General features: G+C 62.6%; 21 protein-coding genes and 1 tRNA gene. 18 read left to right on the forward strand and 4 right to left on the reverse strand.

Translation table 11 applies throughout. From position 1 onward, the window contains the following. Positions 1-53: 53 nt before the first annotated feature. The 3 genes from acs to hxlB all read right to left on the reverse strand — a co-directional run bounded on the left by acs (position 54) and on the right by hxlB (position 3,625). Positions 54-2,018: an acetate--CoA ligase gene (gene acs, locus I6E58_RS10850; RefSeq protein ID WP_197133481.1), complete on the reverse strand. Its 1,965-nt coding sequence runs from the start codon at positions 2,016-2,018 to the stop codon at positions 54-56. A gap of 339 nt (positions 2,019-2,357) precedes the next feature. After that, the gene (gene hxlA / locus I6E58_RS10855; protein WP_129073096.1) at positions 2,358-2,981 is read right to left on the reverse strand and encodes a 3-hexulose-6-phosphate synthase; all 624 of its coding nucleotides are present in this window, start codon (positions 2,979-2,981) and stop codon (positions 2,358-2,360) included. Positions 2,982-3,040: 59 nt separating this feature from the next. Next, the gene (gene hxlB / locus I6E58_RS10860) at positions 3,041-3,625 is read right to left on the reverse strand and encodes a 6-phospho-3-hexuloisomerase (protein WP_197133484.1); all 585 of its coding nucleotides are present in this window, start codon (positions 3,623-3,625) and stop codon (positions 3,041-3,043) included. Positions 3,626-3,717: 92 nt separating this feature from the next. Here hxlB and I6E58_RS10865 point away from each other — a divergent pair, with 92 nt between their 5' ends. The 14 genes from I6E58_RS10865 (at position 3,718) to I6E58_RS10930 (ending at position 17,441) form a co-directional block, all read left to right on the forward strand. Next, on the forward strand, positions 3,718-4,986 hold the full coding sequence (locus I6E58_RS10865) for a response regulator transcription factor family protein (protein ID WP_197133487.1): 1,269 nt from the start codon (positions 3,718-3,720) through the stop codon (positions 4,984-4,986). Between the two features lie 86 nt (positions 4,987-5,072). Further along, on the forward strand, positions 5,073-5,564 hold the full coding sequence (locus I6E58_RS10870) for a MarR family winged helix-turn-helix transcriptional regulator (protein WP_197133490.1): 492 nt from the start codon (positions 5,073-5,075) through the stop codon (positions 5,562-5,564). Next, positions 5,564-5,986: an organic hydroperoxide resistance protein gene (locus I6E58_RS10875; RefSeq protein ID WP_197133493.1), complete on the forward strand. Its 423-nt coding sequence runs from the start codon at positions 5,564-5,566 to the stop codon at positions 5,984-5,986. The genes I6E58_RS10870 and I6E58_RS10875 overlap by 1 nt, the downstream gene beginning before the upstream one ends. A 162-nt stretch (positions 5,987-6,148) precedes the next feature. Next, complete coding sequence (locus tag I6E58_RS10880) at positions 6,149-7,246, forward strand: TadA family conjugal transfer-associated ATPase (protein WP_307842108.1); 1,098 nt, start codon at positions 6,149-6,151, stop codon at positions 7,244-7,246. After that, positions 7,243-8,160 (forward strand): type II secretion system F family protein, encoded by a 918-nt coding sequence (locus tag I6E58_RS10885; protein WP_197133496.1) that lies wholly within the window; start codon positions 7,243-7,245, stop codon positions 8,158-8,160. Before I6E58_RS10880 ends, I6E58_RS10885 begins: the two co-directional genes overlap by 4 nt. Before the next feature lie 103 nt (positions 8,161-8,263). Further along, complete coding sequence (locus I6E58_RS10890) at positions 8,264-8,524, forward strand: DUF4244 domain-containing protein (RefSeq protein WP_231595512.1); 261 nt, start codon at positions 8,264-8,266, stop codon at positions 8,522-8,524. 100 nt (positions 8,525-8,624) lie between these two features. Continuing rightward, positions 8,625-8,924, forward strand: a complete 300-nt coding sequence (locus I6E58_RS10895; protein ID WP_304610996.1) for a TadE family type IV pilus minor pilin — start codon at positions 8,625-8,627, stop codon at positions 8,922-8,924. Between the two features lie 26 nt (positions 8,925-8,950). Beyond that, a complete protein-coding gene (locus I6E58_RS10900; protein WP_129073105.1) occupies positions 8,951-9,340 on the forward strand; it encodes an Rv3654c family TadE-like protein in 390 nt (129 codons plus the stop codon). 82 nt (positions 9,341-9,422) lie between these two features. Next, positions 9,423-12,359 (forward strand): type I DNA topoisomerase, encoded by a 2,937-nt coding sequence (topA, locus tag I6E58_RS10905; RefSeq protein ID WP_197133502.1) that lies wholly within the window; start codon positions 9,423-9,425, stop codon positions 12,357-12,359. 1 nt (position 12,360) lies between these two features. Further along, positions 12,361-12,990: a dTMP kinase gene (gene tmk, locus I6E58_RS10910; RefSeq protein ID WP_197133505.1), complete on the forward strand. Its 630-nt coding sequence runs from the start codon at positions 12,361-12,363 to the stop codon at positions 12,988-12,990. A 9-nt stretch (positions 12,991-12,999) separates the two neighbouring features. Further along, positions 13,000-14,166 carry a DNA polymerase III subunit delta' gene (locus I6E58_RS10915; RefSeq protein WP_129073108.1) on the forward strand — a complete coding sequence of 389 codons (1,167 nt, stop codon included), beginning with the start codon at positions 13,000-13,002 and terminating at the stop codon, positions 14,164-14,166. Beyond that, on the forward strand, positions 14,163-15,704 hold the full coding sequence (locus I6E58_RS10920; protein WP_129073109.1) for an alpha/beta hydrolase: 1,542 nt from the start codon (positions 14,163-14,165) through the stop codon (positions 15,702-15,704). The genes I6E58_RS10915 and I6E58_RS10920 overlap by 4 nt, the downstream gene beginning before the upstream one ends. A 16-nt stretch (positions 15,705-15,720) precedes the next feature. Further along, positions 15,721-17,289 (forward strand): alpha/beta hydrolase, encoded by a 1,569-nt coding sequence (locus tag I6E58_RS10925; RefSeq protein WP_197133508.1) that lies wholly within the window; start codon positions 15,721-15,723, stop codon positions 17,287-17,289. A gap of 79 nt (positions 17,290-17,368) precedes the next feature. Next, positions 17,369-17,441, forward strand: a tRNA-Thr gene (locus tag I6E58_RS10930). A 97-nt stretch (positions 17,442-17,538) separates the two neighbouring features. Here I6E58_RS10930 and I6E58_RS10935 read toward each other — a convergent pair. Then, positions 17,539-17,721 (reverse strand): hypothetical protein, encoded by a 183-nt coding sequence (locus tag I6E58_RS10935; protein ID WP_197133511.1) that lies wholly within the window; start codon positions 17,719-17,721, stop codon positions 17,539-17,541. A 306-nt stretch (positions 17,722-18,027) separates the two neighbouring features. Between I6E58_RS10935 and I6E58_RS10940 the strand changes: the two genes are divergently transcribed. The 4 genes from I6E58_RS10940 to I6E58_RS10955 are packed head-to-tail and all read left to right on the forward strand — an operon-like array spanning position 18,028 to position 21,576. Next, positions 18,028-18,888 (forward strand): hypothetical protein, encoded by an 861-nt coding sequence (locus I6E58_RS10940; protein ID WP_197133514.1) that lies wholly within the window; start codon positions 18,028-18,030, stop codon positions 18,886-18,888. Between the two features lie 45 nt (positions 18,889-18,933). Further along, positions 18,934-20,358, forward strand: coding sequence for a D-alanyl-D-alanine carboxypeptidase (locus I6E58_RS10945; RefSeq protein WP_197133517.1), 1,425 nt, complete (start codon positions 18,934-18,936; stop codon positions 20,356-20,358). Positions 20,359-20,395: 37 nt separating this feature from the next. Continuing rightward, positions 20,396-20,980, forward strand: a complete 585-nt coding sequence (locus I6E58_RS10950; protein ID WP_197133520.1) for an isochorismatase family protein — start codon at positions 20,396-20,398, stop codon at positions 20,978-20,980. Then, complete coding sequence (locus I6E58_RS10955; protein WP_231595513.1) at positions 20,977-21,576, forward strand: hypothetical protein; 600 nt, start codon at positions 20,977-20,979, stop codon at positions 21,574-21,576. The genes I6E58_RS10950 and I6E58_RS10955 overlap by 4 nt, the downstream gene beginning before the upstream one ends. Position 21,577: the final 1 nt, after the last annotated feature.

Consider the following 21,577-nt stretch of genomic DNA (forward strand, 5'->3'; position numbering starts at 1 on the left):
CGTCGAAGGCCGGGTCCCGTGAGGGAGCCCGGCCTTCAGCGTTAGCGCGAGGGCTACTTGAGCTTGTCGGAGATGATCTGCATCACCGTGGTGTCAGCGAGCGTGGTGGTGTCACCGATTTCGCGACCCTCCGCGACATCCTGAAGCAGGCGGCGCATGATCTTGCCTGACCGCGTCTTGGGCAGCTCCGAGACGATGAAGATTTCGCGCGGACGTGCGATCGCGCCGATCTCCTTCGCGACGTGCTGGCGCAGGAGCGAGCTTGCTTCGGCGGCGGTCTGAGCGTGCTCTTGGTTCGACTTGAGAATCACGAAGGCCACGACAGCCTGACCGGTGGCCTCATCCGCCGCTCCGACTACGGCGGCTTCGGCCACGATCGGGTTGGAGACGAGAGCGGACTCGATTTCAGTCGTCGAGAGGCGGTGACCGGAGACATTCATGACGTCATCCACGCGGCCGAGCAGCCAAATGTCGCCGTCTTCATCAACGTGAGCGCCGTCGCCCGCGAAGTACCGATCGCCATCGAGCTGGGGGAACTTCGACCAGTACGTTTCCTTGAAGCGTTCAGGGTCACCCCAGATGCCGCGCAACATGGCGGGCCAGGGCTCGGAAACGACGAGCAAGCCACCATTGGGCGGGTCAACGCGCGTGCCGTCTTCACCGAGGATGTCGATCTTGATTCCCGGGATCGGAACCTGCGCTGAACCCGGCTTGAGCGTCGTCAGCCCGGGCAGAGCGGAGACCATAATCGCGCCCGTTTCGGTCTGCCACCAGGTGTCGACGATCGGAGTCTTTCCGGCGCCGATCACGTCGCGATACCAAATCCACGCCTCGGGGTTGATGGGCTCGCCCACCGAACCCAGAACGCGAATCGAGGTGAGGTCGTACTTCTCGGGGATCTGGCGGCCTGCTTTCATGCAGGAACGGATGGCGGTGGGCGCCGTGTAGAAAATGCTTACGCGATACTTCTCGATGATCTCCCACCAGCGACCGGGGTTCGGGCTATCGGGCGTGCCCTCGTAGAGCACCTGTGTAGCACCGTTCGCGAGGGGGCCGTACGTGACGTAGGTGTGGCCGGTGATCCAGCCGACATCGGCCGTGCACCAGTACACGTCGGTTTCCGGCTTGAGGTCGAAGACGTTCTTGTGCGTGAATGCTGCCTGGGTGAGGTAACCGCCACTGGTGTGCAGGATGCCCTTCGGTTTGCCGGTGGTGCCCGAGGTGTAGAGCACGAAGAGAGGGTTCTCGGCGGGGAATCCCTGAGCCTCGTGCTCGGGCTCGGCTGCCTCAATCTGATCGTGCCACCACAGGTCGCGGCCCTCGGTCCACTCGACCTCGTTGTCGCCGCGCTTGACGACCAACACATTCGTGACGCTGGATTCCCCGTTGGCGAGTGCGGCATCCACTGCCGCTTTGAGGGGGAACACCTTGCCCTTGCGCCAGCCGCCATCGGCCGTGACAACAAGTTTGGCGCTCGCATCGTCGATGCGACTGCGCAGGCTCTCGGCGCTGAAGCCGCCGAAGACAACAGAGTGGGCTGCGCCAAGGCGAACCGTGGCGAGCATCGCGATGACAGCCTCGGGAACGAGGGGCATATAGATGGCGACGACGTCACCCTGGCTGACGCCAAGAGCGGCCATGGCGTTGGCGGCACGTTTTACTTCTGCCGTCAGTTCGGCATACGTAATGCTGCGGCTGTCGCCGGGCTCGCCCTCCCAGTGGATGGCGATGCGGTCACCGTTGCCGGCGAGCACATGGCGGTCGAGGCAGTTGTACGCGACGTTGAGTTCACCATCGGCGAACCACTTGGCAAAGGGAGGGGTAGACCAATCGAGTGTTTCTGTGAATGGCTTGTGCCAGTGCACGTACTCCCGTGCCTGGTCGGCCCAAAACTCAACTCGGTCAGCCTTGGCCGAGGAGTAGAGGTCAGCGCTCGCTTCTGAAGCGGCAGAAAAGGCCTCTGACGGGGCAAAACGTCGTGATTCGTGTAAGAGACTGTCAATAGAATTACTCGTCATGTGATCCTCTTCGATCGTGTGATTGCGGTTCTCGACCACGTTCTTTCTGAAAGTATTCCACCGATTCTAAATCCTCCGTTGCGGGCACATACCGTTGCGTTACACTGAAAGTCGCTGGGCGCGAGTCCAGCGAAGCGGCCCATGCGATTCCCCCCAATCGTCGGCCGCTGTGGCGGCGCCCTTTCCCCCCACTGGGCGCCGCCCCTCTCTCTTTAAGCGATGCCTGTTGCTCTCTAAGCGATGCCCGCTGAGTGGTCGCTACTTCAGCCGATGCTGCTTCGCGTTTTAACGCAAAAAAGGGGACGCCCGAAGGCGCCCCCTTTTAGTACGTTCTCGTGATTAGACGATGGCGGCTTTCAACTCTGCGGCTGCGGCTGCGGGGTCAGAAGCTCCGTAAATTGATCCGCCAGCCACCGCAACGGTCGCTCCCGCGCGCTGTACTGAGGCAATTGTGCTGGCGTTGATGCCGCCGGCAACCGAGAACGGCACCTTGGCGACTTCGCCGTCGTTGAGGAGGGTCTGGAAGGTGAATCCAGGTTCAGCCTGCTCGTCGAGACCGGCATGCATCTCGACGAATACGGCGCCGAGTGCTGTGACCTCTTGGGCGCGAGTCACCTTGTCGGCGACGCCGATCAGGTCGACGACGATGCCCTTGTTGTGAGCCTTCGCCGCTGTGACGGCACCGCTGATGGTGCTGTCTCCGGCCGCACCAAGAACGGTGACGTAGTCGGCGCCGGCGGCAAATGCCATGTCCGCTTCGAGCTCACCGGCATCCATGGTCTTGAGGTCGGCGAAGACGAGCTTGTCGGGGTGAGCATCCTTGATGGCGCGAATCGCGCTCACGCCTTCGTGCTTGATGAGCGGGGTGCCCAGCTCGAGAATGTCGACGTGCGGGGCCACTTGGGCCGCCAGTGTGAGGGCAGCCTCGGTGGTGAGTACATCCATTGCAACTTGAAGCTTCATGTTTTTCTCTTTCTTTAGGGGAGGTTGATGAGGGGAAAGGGAGGTGGCGAGTCGAGCGATTACTCGAGGTTGGCGTGGCGGGGCCACAGTTCCTCGGCTGTGGCGCCGGAGTTCTTCCACATCACGTGGAACATCGAGTCGCCGAGCAGGAGCACGGCTTGCTCGAAGAGGCCGCCGGAGTACTGAGCAGTCAGAGTGGCTGCGTGATCTTGTTTCTGCGCGGCAGGAATCGTGATGCTGATGGTGGCGATGGTGGCCAGAGCGGATGTCGGGTCTGTAGTGACCGCGATCACCTGCGCTCCTTCGGCGATGGCAGTGGTTGCAGAACGGACGACGCCGGCGGTGGTGCCAGAGCCGCTCGCGGTGAACAGTACGTCACCGGCGGCGATCGCCGGGGTCGTCACCTCGCCAACAACATGCACGGTGAGTCCGAGGTGCATAAGGCGCATCGCAAACATTCGAAGAGCAAGGCCGGAGCGGCCCGCGCCGAGCACGAACACTCGATTGGCGGAGCTCATCAGCGCGATAGCAGAGTCGACCGCAGGCGCGCTGTCATTGATAATCGCCGTGCCCATTGCGGCATTTTCGGCAAGAACCAAGGGGAGGGCGTCGGAGATGGTGGAGGGGGAACTGTCGCTGGCCATTACTCCACCGTGCCACTCTTCGGGATGGCAACTAGCCCACCTTTTGGCCGGTTTGTGCTATCCGAACGGGTAGGGCGTGCCTAAAATGAGGGATGACCTCCGCTGCTCCGGCGCACTCCGTTCCCCTTATCGACGCGGTTCATTCAGTGGTGTCGAGTCCGCTGCTGCAGATCGCCAGCAGCTTCTCGGCGGTACTAGCGCCGCTCGTGACCCACACCTCGCTGTTGATCTTCACGGAAGACTGCACGGGGCGCCCACAAAAGAAAGCGGGAGACCCCACGATCACCGACCACGTGAGTATTGCCGAACTCGATAGCGTGCGAGCGGTGGTCGCCGAACTCGGGCATCCGGCTTGGGATCTCACTGTCACCGTGGCGCGTCAGGAGCGGCCAGCAGCGGTGTGGATTGCTCCCACCGGTGCCCTGCTCGTGCTGACGGACCCCGTTCTCGTCGACAGTTCGGTGGGGCAGGATGAAGCGCTCGCTACGATCGGTTCGCTGTGGCGACTCGTTGCGGTGAGCATCCAGCAGCAGGTTGCGGTGGCAAGCCCCGACTATTTGCGGGACTCGCGAATGGCGTCGCAGGACCGTGCTCAAGTGATTGCCGATCTCACCGATGCTCACTCCACGACGTTGGAACAACTGCTGACGACGTTGCGCTCACGGGATGCCGCGGATGCCACTGCCCGCCAAGAAGCGACCGAACTTGCCGTCGGTGCATTGGTGCGTTTGCGCGCGGTCTCCGAGCGGGATCGGCGGTTGGCAGAAGAGCCGGTGGCGAAAGCGTTCGAACGGCTGAAAGCCGATTTGCGCCCCCTCGTTCGATTCGGAGAGTGTGACGTTCAGTTTGTTGATCCTCCCGAAAACGGGCGTGCCTTGCCCGGTGAAGTTGCGCATGCGGGCCGGGCGATCGTCCGCGGCGCCGTTCAGTCCTTGGTCAATCAACCGGGAGTCGCCCGACTGCGGGTTCAGTGGGATTGCGATGGAGAGAATTTGCTCATTGGAATTCGGGATGACGGGCCCGGCACGGTTTCTCTTGACGATCCGGCGGTGCGGCAGCTCAGTGAGCGCGCGATTGCCCTCAACGGGCGGCTCACTGTCAGCGGTACAGCGGGCTGGGGGTCGGAGCTGGCCGTCGTGCTCCCGCTCAGCGCGGAAGGGCTCGACCGTTCTCCCCAGGCGCAGTGGCAGGTGACGGAACGCGAGAACGACGTTCTTGAGTTGCTCGCATCCGGCGCTCGCAACAAAACGATCGCTCACTCGCTTTCGATCAGCGAGAACACGGTGAAGTTTCACGTGGCAAATCTGCTGCGCAAAGCGGGGGTCTCGAATCGAGCGGAGCTGGTTTCGGCCTATCGCTGAGGGGTGCAGGGGAGTCAGGCTGGGAATGCGCTGCGCACCACAGGTTTTACTTTGTGCACAAATTATTTGTGTGCGAGGCTTATGGAATGGATGACGAACAGAGCGGGAACGAGGCGGAGTCGTCTGCCCTCGACAGCATGCTCTGCTTCGGGCTCTACGCGGCCGCGCGGGCGATGAATCGTCGCTACACCGCGCTGCTCGCGCCCTGGGGGCTCACCTACCCCCAATACTTGGTGCTCATTGTGCTCTGGGAACAGCGGTCGGTCACCATCAGCGAACTTGCCGAAGAACTGATGCTCGATCTTGGGACAACCTCGCCGCTTGTTAAGCGACTCGAAGAACGCGGCTTTCTCTCGCGTGAGCGATCTGTGGCGGATGAGCGCCGTGTCGTCGTGACCGCTACGGCACAGGGCCTCGCCATGCGGGAGCAATTGGCGCACATCCCCGAATGCATTGCGGATGCCACGAACATCACCTTCCCCGAATTTACCGCCACCCTGTCGACGCTCCACGCCGTCACCTCCCACCTCTCCACCGCATCCGCTGGTGGAGTTCATGTCATCGAAAGGCAGAACTAATGGACGCTCTTTACACCGCAGAAGCACTCTCGACCGGCGCCGGCCGCAACGGTCACGTCAAGACAACATCCGGCAACGTCGACCTCGATCTCGCCATGCCCACGGCGATGGGCGGATCGGGCAACGGATCGAACCCCGAAGAACTCTTCGCCGCCGGTTATGCCGCGTGCTTCCACTCGGCACTGCAACTGGTCGCCCGCAACCAGAAAGTTGCCATCGAGCACTCTTCCGTCGGCAGCGCAGTTCACCTTCTTTCCACCGAAGACGGCGGCTTCAAACTCGCCGTCACCCTCGAAGTGATCATTCCGAACGTCGCAGCCGACCAGGCCCAGGCGCTCGCGGATGCCGCCCACCAGGTGTGCCCGTACTCCAACGCAACGCGCGGCAACATTGAGGTCACCATCACGGTCGCTCAGGACTAATCTGCGCTGATCTTCGTGTGACGTGCCCCTGCCCGCTGAGCGGTTACGGGGTCTCGAGTCTGACCTGAAGCACTCCTCCTCCCCAACGGCGAGGGGGAGTGTTTTGTTTCGGGCGAGCGGTGTTCACCGATTCTGGTCGCGTGAGATCTCTACCGTGGCGGAGTGACTGATTCTTCGCGCCTCTCTGACCCTGTTCCTTTCGTTGCCCGCCGGCGGCTCACCGCCGAACCTGATGCCCCTCAGGGGCTGCGGCTGGGCAATCGCGGTGGCGTGGGTGTCGGGGCTGCGGCCGTGCGTTCGGCAATAGCCTCTGGATCAGTCTCTGCTTCTGCCGGCGCTCTACACGATTTCGGCCCACTCGCACCGTACGTGGGGCGCCCGAACACCACCGATGTGTTCGTCAACGGCGCCCAGAACATGTGGATCGACCGCGGTGGGGGCCTCGAACCCATCGGCGATGTCGGCATGACTGAGGGTGACCTCCGGGCGCTTGCCGTGCGTCTCATCAGCCTCGGCGGCAGGCACATCGACGAAGCAACTCCGTGCGTGGATGTTCGGCTCACCGGCGGGGTGCGCGTCCATGCCGTCCTGCCACCGATCTCTGCCAGCGGAACACTGCTCTCGATTCGAGTGCCCAGCCGAGAACCGTTGGGGCTCGCTGAGTTGGACTTCGCGGGATTCTTCAATGACGTGCCTCGCGAGCGCATTCAGGCGCTCATTGAACAGCGTGAGAATGTCTTGATCTCCGGCGCTTCCGGTGCCGGAAAGACGACCTTTCTTGGCGCCTTTCTAGCTGCCGCGTCAGAAAGCGAACGGATCGTGGCCATCGAAGACGTTGCGGAGCTGCGTGTCGAACACCCCCACTTCGTCTCCCTCGAAGCCCGGCAAGCCAACCTCGAAGGCGCCGGGGGATACGGACTCTCCGCGCTCGTACGCGAAGCCCTTCGGATGCGCCCCGACCGGCTCGTCGTCGGCGAATGTCGCGGCGCCGAAATTCGCGAACTCCTGAGCGCCCTCAACACCGGTCACGACGGTGGAGCCGGAACACTGCACGCCAATTCACTCCGCGACGTGCCCAGCCGCCTCGAAGCGCTTGGTGCGCTCGCCGGCCTCGACGCAACCGCTATCGCCCGTCAAGCCGTTAGCGCGATCGGAGCCGTTCTCCACATCGATCGCGTCGACGGCCGCCGCAGACTTACCCACCTTGGCCGCCTCGAACTCGACGCCAACGACCGGCTCACGGTCGCCGAAATCGAATGAAAGCCGTGCCGAGTCAACTGCCCGATGTTGCCAGCACAACCCAGCGACTGGCCGTCCTGCTGCACGCAGGGTTGACTCCCACTTCGGCCTGGCAGCACGTTGCGCGCGGCCGCGCCGAGAGCACCGTTGCCGCGGCGGTAGCGGTGGAGAGCGGCGAACCGGGAGGGGCACCAGAACGTATCTTTCGGGCATCCGCGGGGTTGGCAGTATTGGATCGGCAAGCGTGGAACTCTCTCGCCGCAGCGTGGTTCGTGGCGGGCCAAGTGGGAGCGCCGCTGGCGGGAGCGCTGCGTACCCATGCGAGGGCGTTGCGGATGCTCGTGCACAGCCAGCGCGAAGTCGCCACCGCCTTAGCGGCTCCGGTGTCGACCGCGCGTATGGTGCTGGCGCTGCCCGCTGTGGGGCTCATCTTCGGGGCGCTGCTGGGGTTCGACACCCTCGGGGTGCTGTTCACGACGCCTATCGGGTGGGGCTGTCTCGTGGTGGGTGGCGGGCTGATCCTGACCGCGGTGCGGTGGAATCGGCGGCTCGTGCGTTCCGCCACCCCGAAGCGGGCAGCGCCAGGGTTGGAGTGCGAGCTTATGGCTGTCGCGGTCTCGGGCGGGGGCTCGCTGGTTCCGGCGCGCGCCATCGTGACGGAGGCGCTCGAGCGTTTCTCGTTGCCCGGTGATGGCGATCACCTCGACGAGGTGCTGCAGCTTTCCCACGAGGCGGGCGTGCCCGCGGCTGAACTGCTGCGGGCCGAAGCTGATGAGCTCAGGCTGACTGCCGATGCGGATGCTCGCACCGCCGCCGCTGCACTCTCGGTGCAACTCATGCTCCCGCTCGGGCTGTGCGTGCTGCCCGCGTTCATGGTGCTCGGAGTGCTGCCGCTCATGGTCGCGGTTATCTCCTCCACTGTCGAAGGGTTCTAGCGGTGTTCCACACATCAGTCGCCGCTGCGCCATCCGGGTGCTGTTCGCGGCAGGCTTGAATCACTCGGCCGCAGACTGCGTACAGCGCATGAAGGAGTACCTCATGAACGACCCACACCTCATCCACTTTCCCGCCCTCGAACCGGGGCGCGCACAGCGCTCGCGACTCAGCGGAGTAACCGCGCTCTCGCGGCGGCTGCAGGGTCGTCTCCGCTCTGAGCGCGGTGCCGCCACCGCCGAATATGCCATCACGACGCTTGCCGCGGTTGGCTTTGCTGGCTTGCTCGTGGTCGTATTGCGCTCGGGAGAAGTGCGCGGCATGCTCACCGACATTGTGCGCAGTGCTCTTTCCATCCCCGCGTAAGCGCAGGCGCTACCGCACACGTCAGCGAGTGACGGAGCACAGGCGGACGTCGTCACTCGCGCTGAACGGGGAGCGCGGCAGCGTCACGGCGGAATTCGCATTGGCGATGCCCGCTGTGGCGCTGGTTCTGGTCTGCTGCCTCAACGGAGTGCAACTTGCCGGGCTGCAAGTGCGCCTGCAGGATGCGGCAGCCGCGTCGGCACGCAGCCTGGCCCGAGACGAAAGCTCCGGCACCGTCGCAGCCACCGCATCCGCTCTCGTCGCGTCAGCACGGCTCAGCTCTCACCAGCGCGACAACCTTGTGTGCGCCACTGTCACGGCTCCTGCGCGCAACGCGCTGCTTGGACTCTTGCCGATTACGTTGAGCGCCAGCAGCTGTGCGCTCGCGGGAGGTAAATAGTGTGCCCGGCCAGTGAGAGTGGAGGTGTGGCCAAGGGGCAGCTGCGGTGGAGAAGTGGTCTAGCCGCGCGAACAGGCGGCGAACGCGGCGCAGGAACACTGCTCATGGTCGGCCTTGTCGCGACCGTGATTGTGATCACCGCACTCGTTGTTCCCCTCTATTGGGCGCTCAGCGTTCGACACGCGCTCGCCGCAGCAACGGATGCCGCGGCGCTCGCCGCAGCCGACACCGCGAGTGGGTTGGTGGCTGGCTACCCCTGCGACAACGCAGAGCTACTCGCAGGCGTAAATGACGCCCATATAAAGGAGTGCGTCGTAGATGGGCGTATCGTGACAGTTACCGCAAGTCGCCGCATCCTCGGCATACTGGTCACAACGAGCGCCACAGCAGGCCCACCCCCAACCGGGGCGAATTAGGCAAGTGAGCGGTCGGTGTGTGTATTGTGTCGCTGACAGTGGCGCTGCCACCGGTCAAGTGCGTCATCATCCAAGGAGTCCCGTGTCTGGCACCAAAAAACTTGTCATTGTCGAGTCGCCCACTAAGGCCAAGACGATAGCCAAGTACCTCGGTGACGACTACGACGTGCTCTCTTCTGTCGGTCACATCCGCGACCTCGTCGAGCCTCGCAACCTGCCACCCGAGCTCAAAAAGGGTTCGCTCGGCAAGTTCTCGGTCGACGTCGACAACGGCTTCGAGCCGTACTACGTCGTCTCCGACGCTAAGAAGAAAACCGTCAGCGAACTCAAGAAAGCGCTCAGCGGAGCGAACGAACTCTTCCTCGCAACTGATGAGGACCGCGAGGGTGAAGCCATCGCGTGGCACCTCCTTCAAGTGCTGAAGCCCAAAGTTCCCGTGAAGCGCATGGTGTTTCACGAGATCACCGAAGACGCCATCGAAGCGGCCATCAACAACACCCGCGACGTCGACACGGCCCTCGTTGATGCTCAAGAAACCCGCCGCATCCTCGACCGCCTCTACGGTTACGAAATCTCTCCCGTGCTCTGGCGCAAAGTTGGCCCCGGGCTCTCCGCCGGCCGCGTGCAGTCCGCCGCTACTCGTCTCGTCGTTGAGCGCGAACGCGAACGACTCGCTTTCATCACCGCCAACTACTGGGACCTCATCGCCCAACTCTCGCCCGACAGCGAAACCAACGGCTTCGAATCCAAGCTCGTGCGCCTCGATGGCAAGCGCGTTGCCGCTGGCCGCGACTTCGATGACCGCGGAAACCTCAAGGGCGAAGCCGTAGCCCTCGACGAAAAGGCCGCTCAAACGCTTGCAGACGCGCTGCGGATGCCGAGCACCACCATCACCGTAAAAACGGTCGAGACCAAGCCATACACGCGTCGCCCCGCAGCACCCTTCACCACCTCAACGCTGCAGCAGGAGGCCGGCCGCAAGCTGCGCTACTCCGCTCGCCAGACCATGAGCGTTGCCCAGTCGCTGTACGAAAACGGCTACATCACCTATATGCGAACCGACTCCTCGTCTCTCTCGCAGCAGGCCATCACCGCCGCTCGCACCCAGGCTGTCGCCCTTTACGGTGCCGACGCTGTTCCCGACAAGCCCCGCGTGTACGCCAGCAAGAGCAAGAACGCTCAAGAGGCCCACGAAGCTATTCGCCCCTCGGGAGACACCTTCCGCACGCCGAGCGAACTTCAATCGACACTGCGCGGAAACGACTTCAAGCTCTACGAACTGATCTGGAAGCGCACCGTCGCCTCGCAGATGGCCGACGCTAAGGGATCAACCGCATCCATCACGATCGCTGCCGGTGAAGCTCCCGTTGCCGAATTCTCGGCCAGCGGTACCATCATCACCTTCCGCGGTTTCATGCAGGCCTACGAAGAAGGCCAAGACGAAGAGCGCAACGCCACCGCCGAGCCCAAAGAAGCGAAACTGCCTCCGCTCAAGGAAGGCCAAACGCTCACGCTTCTCGACGTCGAAGCCAAGGGCCACGAGACCAGCCCGCCCCCGCGCTACACCGAAGCCAGCCTCGTCAAGAAGCTTGAAGAACTCGGTATCGGTCGCCCGTCGACCTACGCGTCGATCATTTCTACGATCATCGACCGCGGGTACATCACGCCGCGCGGCCAGGCTCTCGTGCCCAACTGGATCGCGTTCTCCGTGATCCGTTTGCTCGAAGAGTACTTTGGCGATCTCGTGCAGTACGACTTCACGGCCGGCATGGAAGACGACCTCGACCGCATTGCGGGCGGAACCCAGAACCGCGTGGAGTGGCTGCAGTCGTTCTACTTCGGCGACGACAAGTACCGGGGCCTTCGCACCGTCATCGACAACCTCGGCGAGATTGATGCCAAGGAAATCAACTCGATGAAACTGTCGGATGACGTGACCCTGCGCATCGGAAAGTACGGCCCCTACCTAGAGACCCCCAGTGACGACCCGGAGAAGCCGCGCCGCGTTAACATTCCCGAAGCTCTTGCGCCCGATGAACTCACGCTCGCCAAGGCGATCGAACTCATCGAAGCACCCGTTATCGGCGACCGCGTCATCGGTGTCAACCCGGAAAACGGCAAAGAGATCGTTGCGAAGGATGGCCGCTTCGGCCCCTACGTGACTGAGCTTGAGCCAGAACCCGAGCCCGTTCCGGAGCCCGTCGAAGAGATCGACCCCAAGACCGGCGAAGTGAAAAAGGCCAAGAAGCCAAAGAAGGTCGCCGCGGTGAAGCCGCGCACGGCATCCATCTTCAAGACGATGGACCTCGACACCGTCGACCTCGACACCGCGCTCAAGCTGCTCAGCCTTCCGCGCGTTGTCGGCCTCGACCCCGAGTCAGGCGCCGAAATCACGGCTCAGAACGGCCGCTACGGCCCGTACCTCAAGAAGGGCGTCGAAACACGATCCCTCACGAGTGAAGACCTCATCTTCGACATCGATGTAGCCGGAGCAGTCGAGCTCTACGCCCAGCCCAAGTACGGCAACCGCGCAGCATCCAGTGCTCTCAAAGAGTTCGACGCTGACCCGGTGAGCGAAAAGCCGATCAAGATCAAGGACGGCCGCTTCGGGGCTTACGTGACCGACGGCACTACTAACGCCACCATCCCGCGCGGCGAGACTGTGGAAGACGTGGACTTCGAGCGCGCCGTTCAACTGCTCGCCGACAAGCGTGCCAAGGGACCGGTCAAGCGCAAAACGGCAGCGAAGAAACCCGCCGCGAAGAAGCCAGCGGCCAAGAAGCCGGCGGCTAAGAAGCCGGCAGCCAAGAAACCTGCGGCAAAGAAGCCTGCCGCTAAGACCACGGCAACGAAGACCACGGCAGCGAAAACGACAGCGGCGAAGGCGACGGCTACCAAGGCCGCGGCGACAAAGACTGCCGCCACAAAGCCCGCAGCGAAAAAGCCTGCAGCGAAGAAGCCGGCCGCAGCAAAGCCAGCCGCAAAGCCTGCGGCGTCGGCTGCTCCCGAAACGGAGTAGCGTGCCCGGTCTTTTCATCACCCTCGAGGGCGGCGACGGCGTGGGTAAGACCACGCAAGCGCAGCTTCTCGTCGATTGGCTCACGCAGGCCGGTCACACCGTGGTTGTTACTCGCGAGCCCGGCGGCACCGACCTCGGCCTCGAACTTCGCGAGATTGTGCTCCACCGCCGTGGGGCAATGGACCCGCGCGCTGAGGCACTCATCTACGCCGCCGATCGCGCCCACCACATCGCTACCGTTGTGCGCCCCGCGCTCGAACGCGGCGAGATCGTCGTGCAGGATCGCTATATCGACTCCTCGGAGGCTTATCAGGGGGCGGGGCGAGTGCTCGGCTCCGACGAAGTACGGGAGCTCTCCCTGTGGGCCACGGAGGGTCTTCTGCCCGATGTAACGGTGTTGCTCGACCTCGACCCGGCCGACTCTCGAAAGCGCCTCGATAGCGCGCGCACTCGCTACGATCGCCTCGAAGCGGAGAAGCAAGAATTTCACACTCGAGTGCGCGACGCGTTCCTCGAACGAGCGGCGAAAGAACCCGAACGTATCCTGGTGATGGATGCCGCCCTCGAGATCTCTGAGATCGCGACGGCCATCCGGGAGCGCATCCAGAATCACCTCCCGCAACCCGCCTAGACTGAGCGCATGTCGTTGTGGGAAGGCCTGACGGGCCAAGCTGAAGCGATCGCCGTTCTTGAGGCTGCGGCCTCATCGTCGGCGTTGGGCAGTTCAGGCCAATCGTCTATGACGCACTCGTGGTTGATCACGGGGCCGCCCGGTTCGGGCCGCTCCAATATCGCCTACGCTTTCGCCGCTGCTCTGCTGGGCACGCGGGGCGATGAAACCGAAGAGTCGGTCTACAAGCAAGTTCTCGCCCGTACGCATCCCGATCTGGGGGTGCTCAGCACCGAACGCGTCATTATCTCGATCGATGAGGTGCGCAAGCTCGTGGCATCATCGCAGTTTTCGCCGTCGGTCGGCCACTACCGCGTGATGATTATTGAGGATGCCGACCGCATGGTCGAGCGCACCTCGAACGTTCTCCTGAAGGCGCTCGAAGAACCGCCGCCGCGAACCGTCTGGATTCTGTGCGCGCCGAGCGAAGCAGACCTCATCCCCACGATCCGCTCGCGCGTACGCAGCGTTCGCCTGCGCACGCCCGCCATCGAAGATGTGGCCCAGCTGCTGCAGGATCGCGATGGCGTTGCACCCGACATTGCGTTGCGGGCCGCGCGAGAAGCACAAAGCCACATCGGCATGGCGCACCGTCTTGCCACCAATGCGGAGGCCCGCGAACGACGCGAACGGGCGCTCACGACCGTGCTCAACATCCGCACCGTTTCTGACGCCGTGATCGCGGCAACGTCGCTTCTCGATCTCGCGAAGGCGGATGCCGCTGCTATCACCGAAGAGAAAGATGCGAGCGAACGTGAAAGCGCTCTGCGCTCGCTCGGTGTCGCTCCCGGCGGAACAGTTCCTCCCGCTCTTCGCGTTCAGCTCAAGAACCTCGAAGAAGACCAGAAGCGGCGCGCAACACGAAGCTTGCGCGACGGCATCGACCGCATCATGGTCGACCTGTTGTCGCTGTATCGCGACATTCTTTTGACCCAGATCGGCGCCCCAGGAGAACTCATTAACCTCAGCATCGTCAACAACCTCACTGCGGTAGCGAACCGCACCACAGCACCCGCGACGCTGGCCATCATGGACGGCATCGCTGAGGCTCGTCGCCGTATCGAGAGCAATGTCGCCCCGGCGCTCGCGCTCGAGGCGATGCTCGTGAAGGTGGCAGTGTCGGGGCGTGGAGCATGAGCCGTCGCCGCACTCGCGCTAGCGCCGTAACAGCCGTTGCGGTGGCAACCTCGTTGCTGCTGAGCGGCTGCGTGTCATGGTTTATGCCTCCGGAATCCTCGACTACGTCGACGCCCACCGAAGAGGGTGTTGGTTCGGGGCTCGAAAAGTTTTACGAACAGGTTCTTGAGTGGAACAGTTGCGGCGACGAGTTGCAGTGCGCGACCGCGATCGCTCCCGTCGACTGGGATGCGCCCGAGGGCGACACAATCGATTTGGCGCTCGTGCGTCAGACGGCGCGCGGCAACGACCGCATCGGTTCTTTGCTCGTGAACCCCGGCGGCCCCGGCGGTTCCGGTTTCGATTTCATCGCTGACAGTGTGGATTACGCGACGAGTGAGGCGCTGCAGTCGCGCTTCGATGTGGTCGGTTTCGATCCTCGCGGGGTTAACCGCTCGACGCCCGTGTCCTGTTACTCCGATCCGGCTGAGCTCGATGACTACATTTATGGAATCACTCCGGGGGAGAAGGGCAGCGACGAGTGGATTGCCGCCGCTACCGACGCTTCGGCTCAGTTCGCTCAGCGCTGCAGCGAAGAGACAGGCCCGCTTCTCGGTTTCGTCGATACTCTGAGCGCTGCCCGCGACCTCGACATGTTGCGCGCTGCGCTTGGCGACGACACGCTCAACTATTTGGGCTACTCGTACGGAACGCTTCTCGGTCAGGTCTATGCCGAGTTGTTCCCCGACAAGACCGGGCGACTCGTTCTCGACGGAGCGGTTGATCCCGCGGCATCCGAATTCGAGGCGACCAAGGCGCAAGCTCAAGGCTTCGAGGGGGCGTTGGATGCCTTTCTCGTCGATTGCGCTGGAGCCAGCGATTGCCCGTTCACGGGGTCTGTTGATCAGGCTCGCGCGACGGTTCGCACGCTGCTTGACCGGCTCGATCAGAGCCCGCTCTCGAATGCCGATGGCCGCAAGCTCGGCAGCAGCACGATGTTTACGGCGATCATCCTGCCGCTGTATAGCCCGGACAACTGGGCCTACCTGCGTCAGCTTTTCGCGACCGTCATGAAGGGTGATGCCTCGATCGCCTTCGATCTGGCAGACAACTACAACGGTCGCAGCGCGGATGGCACGTATGCCGAGAACCAGACGGAAGCGTTCATCGCCATCAATTGTCTGGATGCCCGCGAGCCCGCTGACAACGAACGCATGCGTGAGCAGGCTGCCGCTCTGGCAGCCGCGGCTCCCATTTTCGGGCCGCAGATGTCATACGGCGACCCCGGTTGCGCCAACTGGCCGGTCGAGGCCAAGCGGGACCGCGCTGCGATCACAGCGCCGGGTGCCGCCGACATGCTCGTGATTGGCACAACGAACGATCCGGCGACGCCGTACTCCTGGGCGGTCACGGTCGCGGACAACCTCGAAACCGGGCACTTGATCACGTATAACGGCGAGGGCCACACGGCCTACAACAAGTCGAACGAGTGCGTGAATGGTGCCGTGGAAGACTTTCTCCTCAGGGGAGAGGTTCCGGCCACCGACCCGAACTGCTAGCGGCTAGGCTCGGGCCGTGAACTTCAACGCTGCTGCCCCCGCCTCCCGCGCTCGCAGGCTCGCCCTCGTGGTGCCGGCTCTCGCTCTCACCCTGCTGCTCAGCGGTTGCACCAATATTCTCGCCAACTTTCTTGGCGAGCAATCGGAGCCCACCGGCGAAACGGTCTCAGAGGAGCTCGCCCCCTACTACTCGCAAGTTCTCTCGTGGGTGGATTGCGACAACGGCGCTCAGTGCGCCACGGCGACGGCACCGATGGATTGGGCCAATCCCTCCCCAGAGACCGACATCGAGATCGTCATGGCTCGTCACGAGGCGACCGGCGAGAGCATGGGCTCGCTTTTCGTCAATCCGGGTGGGCCAGGCGCATCGGGCTTCGACCTCATCCACGACGACGTTGACTTTGCTGTCAGCGCGAACCTGCGCGAAAACTATGACGTTATCGGTTGGGATCCACGCGGCGTTGGTCGTTCGACACCCGTAACCTGTCTAGACGATGAAGGCCTCGACGACTTCATCTTTGGCATCTCCGATTCCGCGATCGGCAGTGACGCTTGGCTTGCGGAGAGCGAACAGTCAGCCATCGACTTTGGCCAGGCGTGCCTCGACAACACCGGCCCGATCCTGCAGTTCATCGATACCCAGAGCACAGTGCACGACCTCGACATGCTGCGCGCCATTGTGGGCGACGAGAAGCTGCAATATCTCGGCTACTCCTACGGCAGCGATATCGGTTCTTACTACATCGAAAACTTTCCCCAGAACGTTGGCCGCATTGTGCTCGACGGCGCTACGGACTCCTCGATCTCAGTATTTGATGTTGGTTTAGTGCAGACGGCGGGGTTCCAGCGCGCTCTGGAGAACTACCTCGCGGCGTGCCCCGAGATGTTCGATGACTGTCCGTTCACTGGCGGTGTGGATGCAGCTCTCACGACCATCCGAGAACTTTATGATCGCTACGACGCAAACCCGGTGGCGGCCGCCGACGGACGAATGATGGATGCCGGTGTGCTCGATATTGCAATGAGCACCGCTCTTTACTCCCAAGATTCGTGGCAGTTCCTCAACGACCTGTACTCCGAGGCAGCGCGTGGGGAGACAGACACCGCATTCTTCCTCGCGGATTTCTACTACAGTCGCGATCTCGACGGGTCGTACACCGACAACTCGCTTGAGGCATTCATCGCGATTTACTGCGTCGACTATCCGGTAGAGACCGATCCTGCGGTGCTCGTGCAACAACAGGAGCTCATGCGTCAAGCCTCGCCTACGACGTACCGAGACTTTCCACCGACCGGCGACCTCACCTGTCTCAACTGGCCGTACCAATACATTGGGCCGGAAATCACCGAGCTGACGGGGGAGGGCGCCCCGCCCGTGCTCATCATCTCCACTACCGGTGACCCTGCAACGCCCTACGAGTGGGGCGTAGCGCTTAGCGAGCAGCTGCAGAGCGCTCAGCTGATCACCTACAACGGTGAGGGGCACACTGCGTACAACGGCGGTGTGGGCTGTGTAGATGGGGCTGTTGACGCCTATTTCATCAACGGAGTAGTGCCGAAGGCCGACCCGAATTGTGGCGCGTAGGGTCAAGTTTGCTGGGTCGGTCATAGAAGCCTGAAACTTCGGCTAAGCTTTCTTGCTGTGCCTCATGAAAATGTGGCCGGCCGCCTTAGCTCAGTCGGTAGAGCATCTCACTCGTAATGAGAAGGTCATCAGTTCGATTCTGATAGGCGGCTCCGTTCTCCGCACGCGTTTCGCCAACGCATTCTTCCCAGCCTCGATTTAATCGCGGCGGGTTCGACGCCCCAGCTAGACAGGGTTCGTCGCGTCTGCTTATTCCTCGGGGCCGAGGGCGCGCTTGTTCAGAAGAACTATCGTCAGAAAGCCCAGACCGAAGACACCGAGTGCGATCCCGAAAACGAGCACTATGCCCGCGCCGATGACGTGAGCGACGGTCGCGGCGGTGACCGACAGCACAAAGAGGGTGCTGTACTGGTCGCTCGTCAATTGCGGCACAGCATCCCCCCAACTTCTGGTATTTGCTCAAGTATCAAGGACATGAGGATGTATAGCAAACGTCAGTCGTGGCGGCTGCGATTGACGACGCGGCCGGCGTTCACAAGAGCCCTTTCAATCGACATTTCGGGCCACGGCGGTGTCCCCTAAACAGAGGATAGACCCGTCACCCAGACCCCCCTTTAACGGGTATTTCCGCGTGTTCCCGGGGGTTTTCCCTTGTTTAACTGTGATTTCGCCCCTAGTTTTGGCAACAGGAAGCAGAGGGGTCTGCTTCCTGTTTATTCGTCTGGGGGGCGATTTTTTATGGGGAGAGTTCCGTTCTTAACGGCGTTAGTCACTGTCGTGATTGTCGGCGTTGTACCGTTCGTCGGGGGAGGCGGACCAGGACTCACCGAAAGCGCAACCGCTAACGCGACCGCTCGTTCACCGTTGTTCGCATCGACGGCCACCGGCCCGATCGAAGAAGAGCCCCAAATCGTGGCCGTAGCCAGTGTCGAGCGCATCACCGAGGAATCCCTCGCTGCCGAACTGAAGGCCGAAGCAAAGTCGCTCACCTCTGACTCCGAGCACTTGGCTCAGAAGGCCGTGCCCAAGCCGAAGCCGATCGTTGTCGAATCGGTTACCGGCGGTTCAGCATCCGTCGCTCAAATCCGCACCGCGTATGCGGCTGCCGGGCAAGCGTGCCCGAGCAACGTCGGCGGTGGCGTATCCGGTGCGCCTAGCCGCAGTTCATCGCAGGGCGTTGCCGGAACTACCTCGGGTGACCTTTCATCGTTCGCCTACGCGTACAACTCAATCCGCGTCGCCAACTGCTTGCAGCCGATTCCGCTCTCAAACTTTCGCTACGACTCCTGCATGGAGGAGCGTTTGTTCTGGATGGCCGAATCACCCAGCTCGAACCCGCTCGACGGCTGGGGCCACAACGGCACCACTCGCTCTGACGGAGTCGCTGCTCGCGGTTGCGACGGAAACCTCGCAGGAGGTTCGGGAAACAGCGGAGCCACCGTCGCTTCCAAGTGGTGGGAATCCAGTGCACATCGTGCATCGCTCTACCAGCCCGGTGCCAGCACCGGCGGCGTATGCATCGCCTTTGCCATGACCCACGGCGGAATCGATGAGCCCTACAGTTTCACCCGCGCAGCAGCACGATGGACGTACTGCTAAGCCGCGCGCAGGCACCGAGTCCGTGCATCCGGGTACTATAACCGGGTGACTGATTCAGCCAGCAGCGAGCCGAAAGCGCCAGGAGGAATACGCGCGTTTATTGCCGAGCACCCCACCGCATCCACGGTGACGGTGGCCGCCGTACTATTCGCCCTACTCGCAGGAGTAGCAGTATTCGCCGGAATTTCGGTTGGCTCTGTTGACTCGGCAGTTGATGTCACCCCAGACGAAGTCACTGTCGAACAGCGGAGCCAACCGGATGTTACCCCCGACGCTGTCGGGATTCGTACCTGTTCGGTCGATGCATTTGCCAGCGTCGACACCTTCCCTTCCTTGGCAGGAGTGGTGACGGATGCCGCCTCCGGTGAGGTGCTGTGGGATCGTTCGGCAGAAGATGCTGCGAGCCCCGCTCACATCGTGACCGCGTTCACTGCTGCTGCCGCGCTCCAGACTTTGGGTGCGGATGCTCGCATCAGCACCACCGTGATCGATGGCTCGCAACCAGGCGTGATCGTGTTGGTCGGCGGCGGCGATCCCACCCTCGCGACGACAAACGCTTCGTACTATCGTGATGCCCCGCAAATTTCTGATCTCGCCTCGCAGGCGATGACTCGTTACGAAGAACTGCACCCTGGCGTACCGATCACCGAGATCGTGCTCGATGCCTCTCTCTGGAACGTCTCCGATGCTTGGGACTCGAATTGGCCTGAGCGTGAGCGCACCGGCGGTTACCACTCGTCCGTGACGGCCCTGATGGTAGACGGCGATCGTGCCGACGCCACCATTGCGGTCAGCCCGCGTGGCACCGATCCGGTGAAGACCGCCGGGGAAGCCTTCGCTCAAGCTGCCGGGCTTCCCGCTGTCACGTTCTCCACGGGAGCTGCCGTCGGTACCACTGTTCTTGCCGAAGTGAAATCTCAGCCCGTGGACGTGCTGGTGGAACAGATGCTGATTAGCGGCGACGATTCGCTTGCAGAGGCATTGGCTCGTCTTGTTTCTAAGAAACTGGGCTTGAGCGGTGCTGCAAACACACTCGACCAGGCGATTCAAAGTTCGTTGACGGATGCCGGACTCGAGGATGCCGCCACGATCACGATTACTGATGGCTCAGGGCTGAGCCCGAAGAACCAGGTGCCGCCTCTGTTCGTCGCCCAGTTCATGGCTAAGGGTTCGGAAGATAGCGGAGCGCTCGGAGCTGCGTTTTCGATGCTCCCGATCGGCGGCAAGAGCGGGGACCTTTATAACCGCTTCGAAGGCGATGCTGCTGCGGTGGAGGGGCAAGTCGTCGCAAAGTCAGGCTGGACCAACCAAGAGCACTCTCTTGGCGGGGTGCTCACAGCCAAAGACGGCACGGAACTCGCCTTTGCGTTCTACGCCATCGGAGAGGGCATCTCCAACGATGCCCGCACAGCGATCGATAACCTTGTCGCTGGCGTCTACGCCTGCGGCAATGGTCTCTCTGACTACTAGCGCTGTTCTCTCGGCGCTCGCGACTTAGACTGGCAGCGTGGTTGCTGCGCTATTCGTTATTGATGTCCAGAATGATTTCACCGAAGGCGGCGCTTTAGGCGTCGAAGGCGGTGCCGCTGTTGCGGCCGGAATCACCGATTACCTGCGGGCGAATCCTGACCGCTACGACGTAGTCATTGCCTCCCGCGACTGGCATGACGCCGACAACAGCAACGGTGGTCATTTCGCGACGGATGCCGAACCCAACTTTGTCGACACGTGGCCGGTCCACTGCGTAGCGGGCACGCCCGGCGCTGACTACCACGCTGCCCTCGATACCTCTCTAGTGAACGTGCACGTTCGCAAAGGGCAGGGCGTTCCGGCGTATTCGATCTTTGAGGGCACGACCGACGACGGCGAAACCGTCCCCGCGCTGCTGACCCGCCTTGGCATCGACACCATCGATGTAGCCGGGATAGCCACCGATTACTGCGTTCTTGCCTCTGCTCTGGATGCGGCGGGCAGCGGCCGCGACGTGTCAGTATTGACCGGCCTCGTCGCCGGCGTTGCCCCCGACTCGAGCGCAGCGGCTCTCGCGACGATGGCAGAGACGGGCATCGCACTGGTCTCGAGCGACGCGTGATCAGCTCGTCCGCGCCGGAGCCCAGCGCCGGTGTCGATGGCAGCGATGACAGCGCCGACGGCGACGAGCTTCACCTTCCCGGTTTTGTCGCCGAGTCTGATGTTCTTCCGCCCAGCAAGGGGCTGGGTTTGCGGCTTCTTGCCCTCCTCGTGGGTATTGGGCTAGTAATCGGGCTGGCGTTTGTGGGCGGTGCCGTGCTCTTCACATCGTTGTGGCCGACGAACGATCTGCTGTGCGACGCCTCGGAGGGTACCTGCAGTGATGTCTCCCCCGAGCAAATTGCAGAATTTTCCAGCATCGCTCTGCCCGAGGGCGTCGAGGTAGAGAGTGTTCAGTTCGCCACCGTAGAGGATGTCGCGGGTCTGTTGCACGCCACGGTGGTTTTGCCCGATGGCGCTGCTGATCCCTTGCGCTCCGGTGACTACCGGGTGGCTCCCACGCTCTCGTGGGCTGCGGAAGCCGATGCGCTGGGGCTCGACAACCTCCTGCTCTACGAGGGTATTGAATCGGTTACCGGCCCCGGCTTCGAGGCGGCGAGTGGGCAGCGTGCCGATGGCCGTACTGTGATTCTTATTCGCGTGAGTCGGGCGCTGTAGC

The organism is Salinibacterium sp. SWN1162, assembly GCF_015864675.1.
Taxonomy (GTDB): Bacteria; Actinomycetota; Actinomycetes; order Actinomycetales; family Microbacteriaceae; genus Rhodoglobus.

Coding starts and splice junctions, on each gene's coding strand:
- acs (WP_197133481.1), bottom strand. CDS start 2,018: ATGACGAGTAATTCTATTGACAGTCTCTTACACGAATCACGACGTTTT.
- hxlA (WP_129073096.1), bottom strand. CDS start 2,981: ATGAAGCTTCAAGTTGCAATGGATGTACTCACCACCGAGGCTGCCCTC.
- hxlB (WP_197133484.1), bottom strand. CDS start 3,625: ATGGCCAGCGACAGTTCCCCCTCCACCATCTCCGACGCCCTCCCCTTG.
- I6E58_RS10865 (WP_197133487.1), top strand. CDS start 3,718: ATGACCTCCGCTGCTCCGGCGCACTCCGTTCCCCTTATCGACGCGGTT.
- I6E58_RS10870 (WP_197133490.1), top strand. CDS start 5,073: ATGGATGACGAACAGAGCGGGAACGAGGCGGAGTCGTCTGCCCTCGAC.
- I6E58_RS10875 (WP_197133493.1), top strand. CDS start 5,564: ATGGACGCTCTTTACACCGCAGAAGCACTCTCGACCGGCGCCGGCCGC.
- I6E58_RS10885 (WP_197133496.1), top strand. CDS start 7,243: ATGAAAGCCGTGCCGAGTCAACTGCCCGATGTTGCCAGCACAACCCAG.
- I6E58_RS10890 (WP_231595512.1), top strand. CDS start 8,264: ATGAACGACCCACACCTCATCCACTTTCCCGCCCTCGAACCGGGGCGC.
- I6E58_RS10915 (WP_129073108.1), top strand. CDS start 13,000: ATGTCGTTGTGGGAAGGCCTGACGGGCCAAGCTGAAGCGATCGCCGTT.
- I6E58_RS10920 (WP_129073109.1), top strand. CDS start 14,163: ATGAGCCGTCGCCGCACTCGCGCTAGCGCCGTAACAGCCGTTGCGGTG.
- I6E58_RS10940 (WP_197133514.1), top strand. CDS start 18,028: ATGGGGAGAGTTCCGTTCTTAACGGCGTTAGTCACTGTCGTGATTGTC.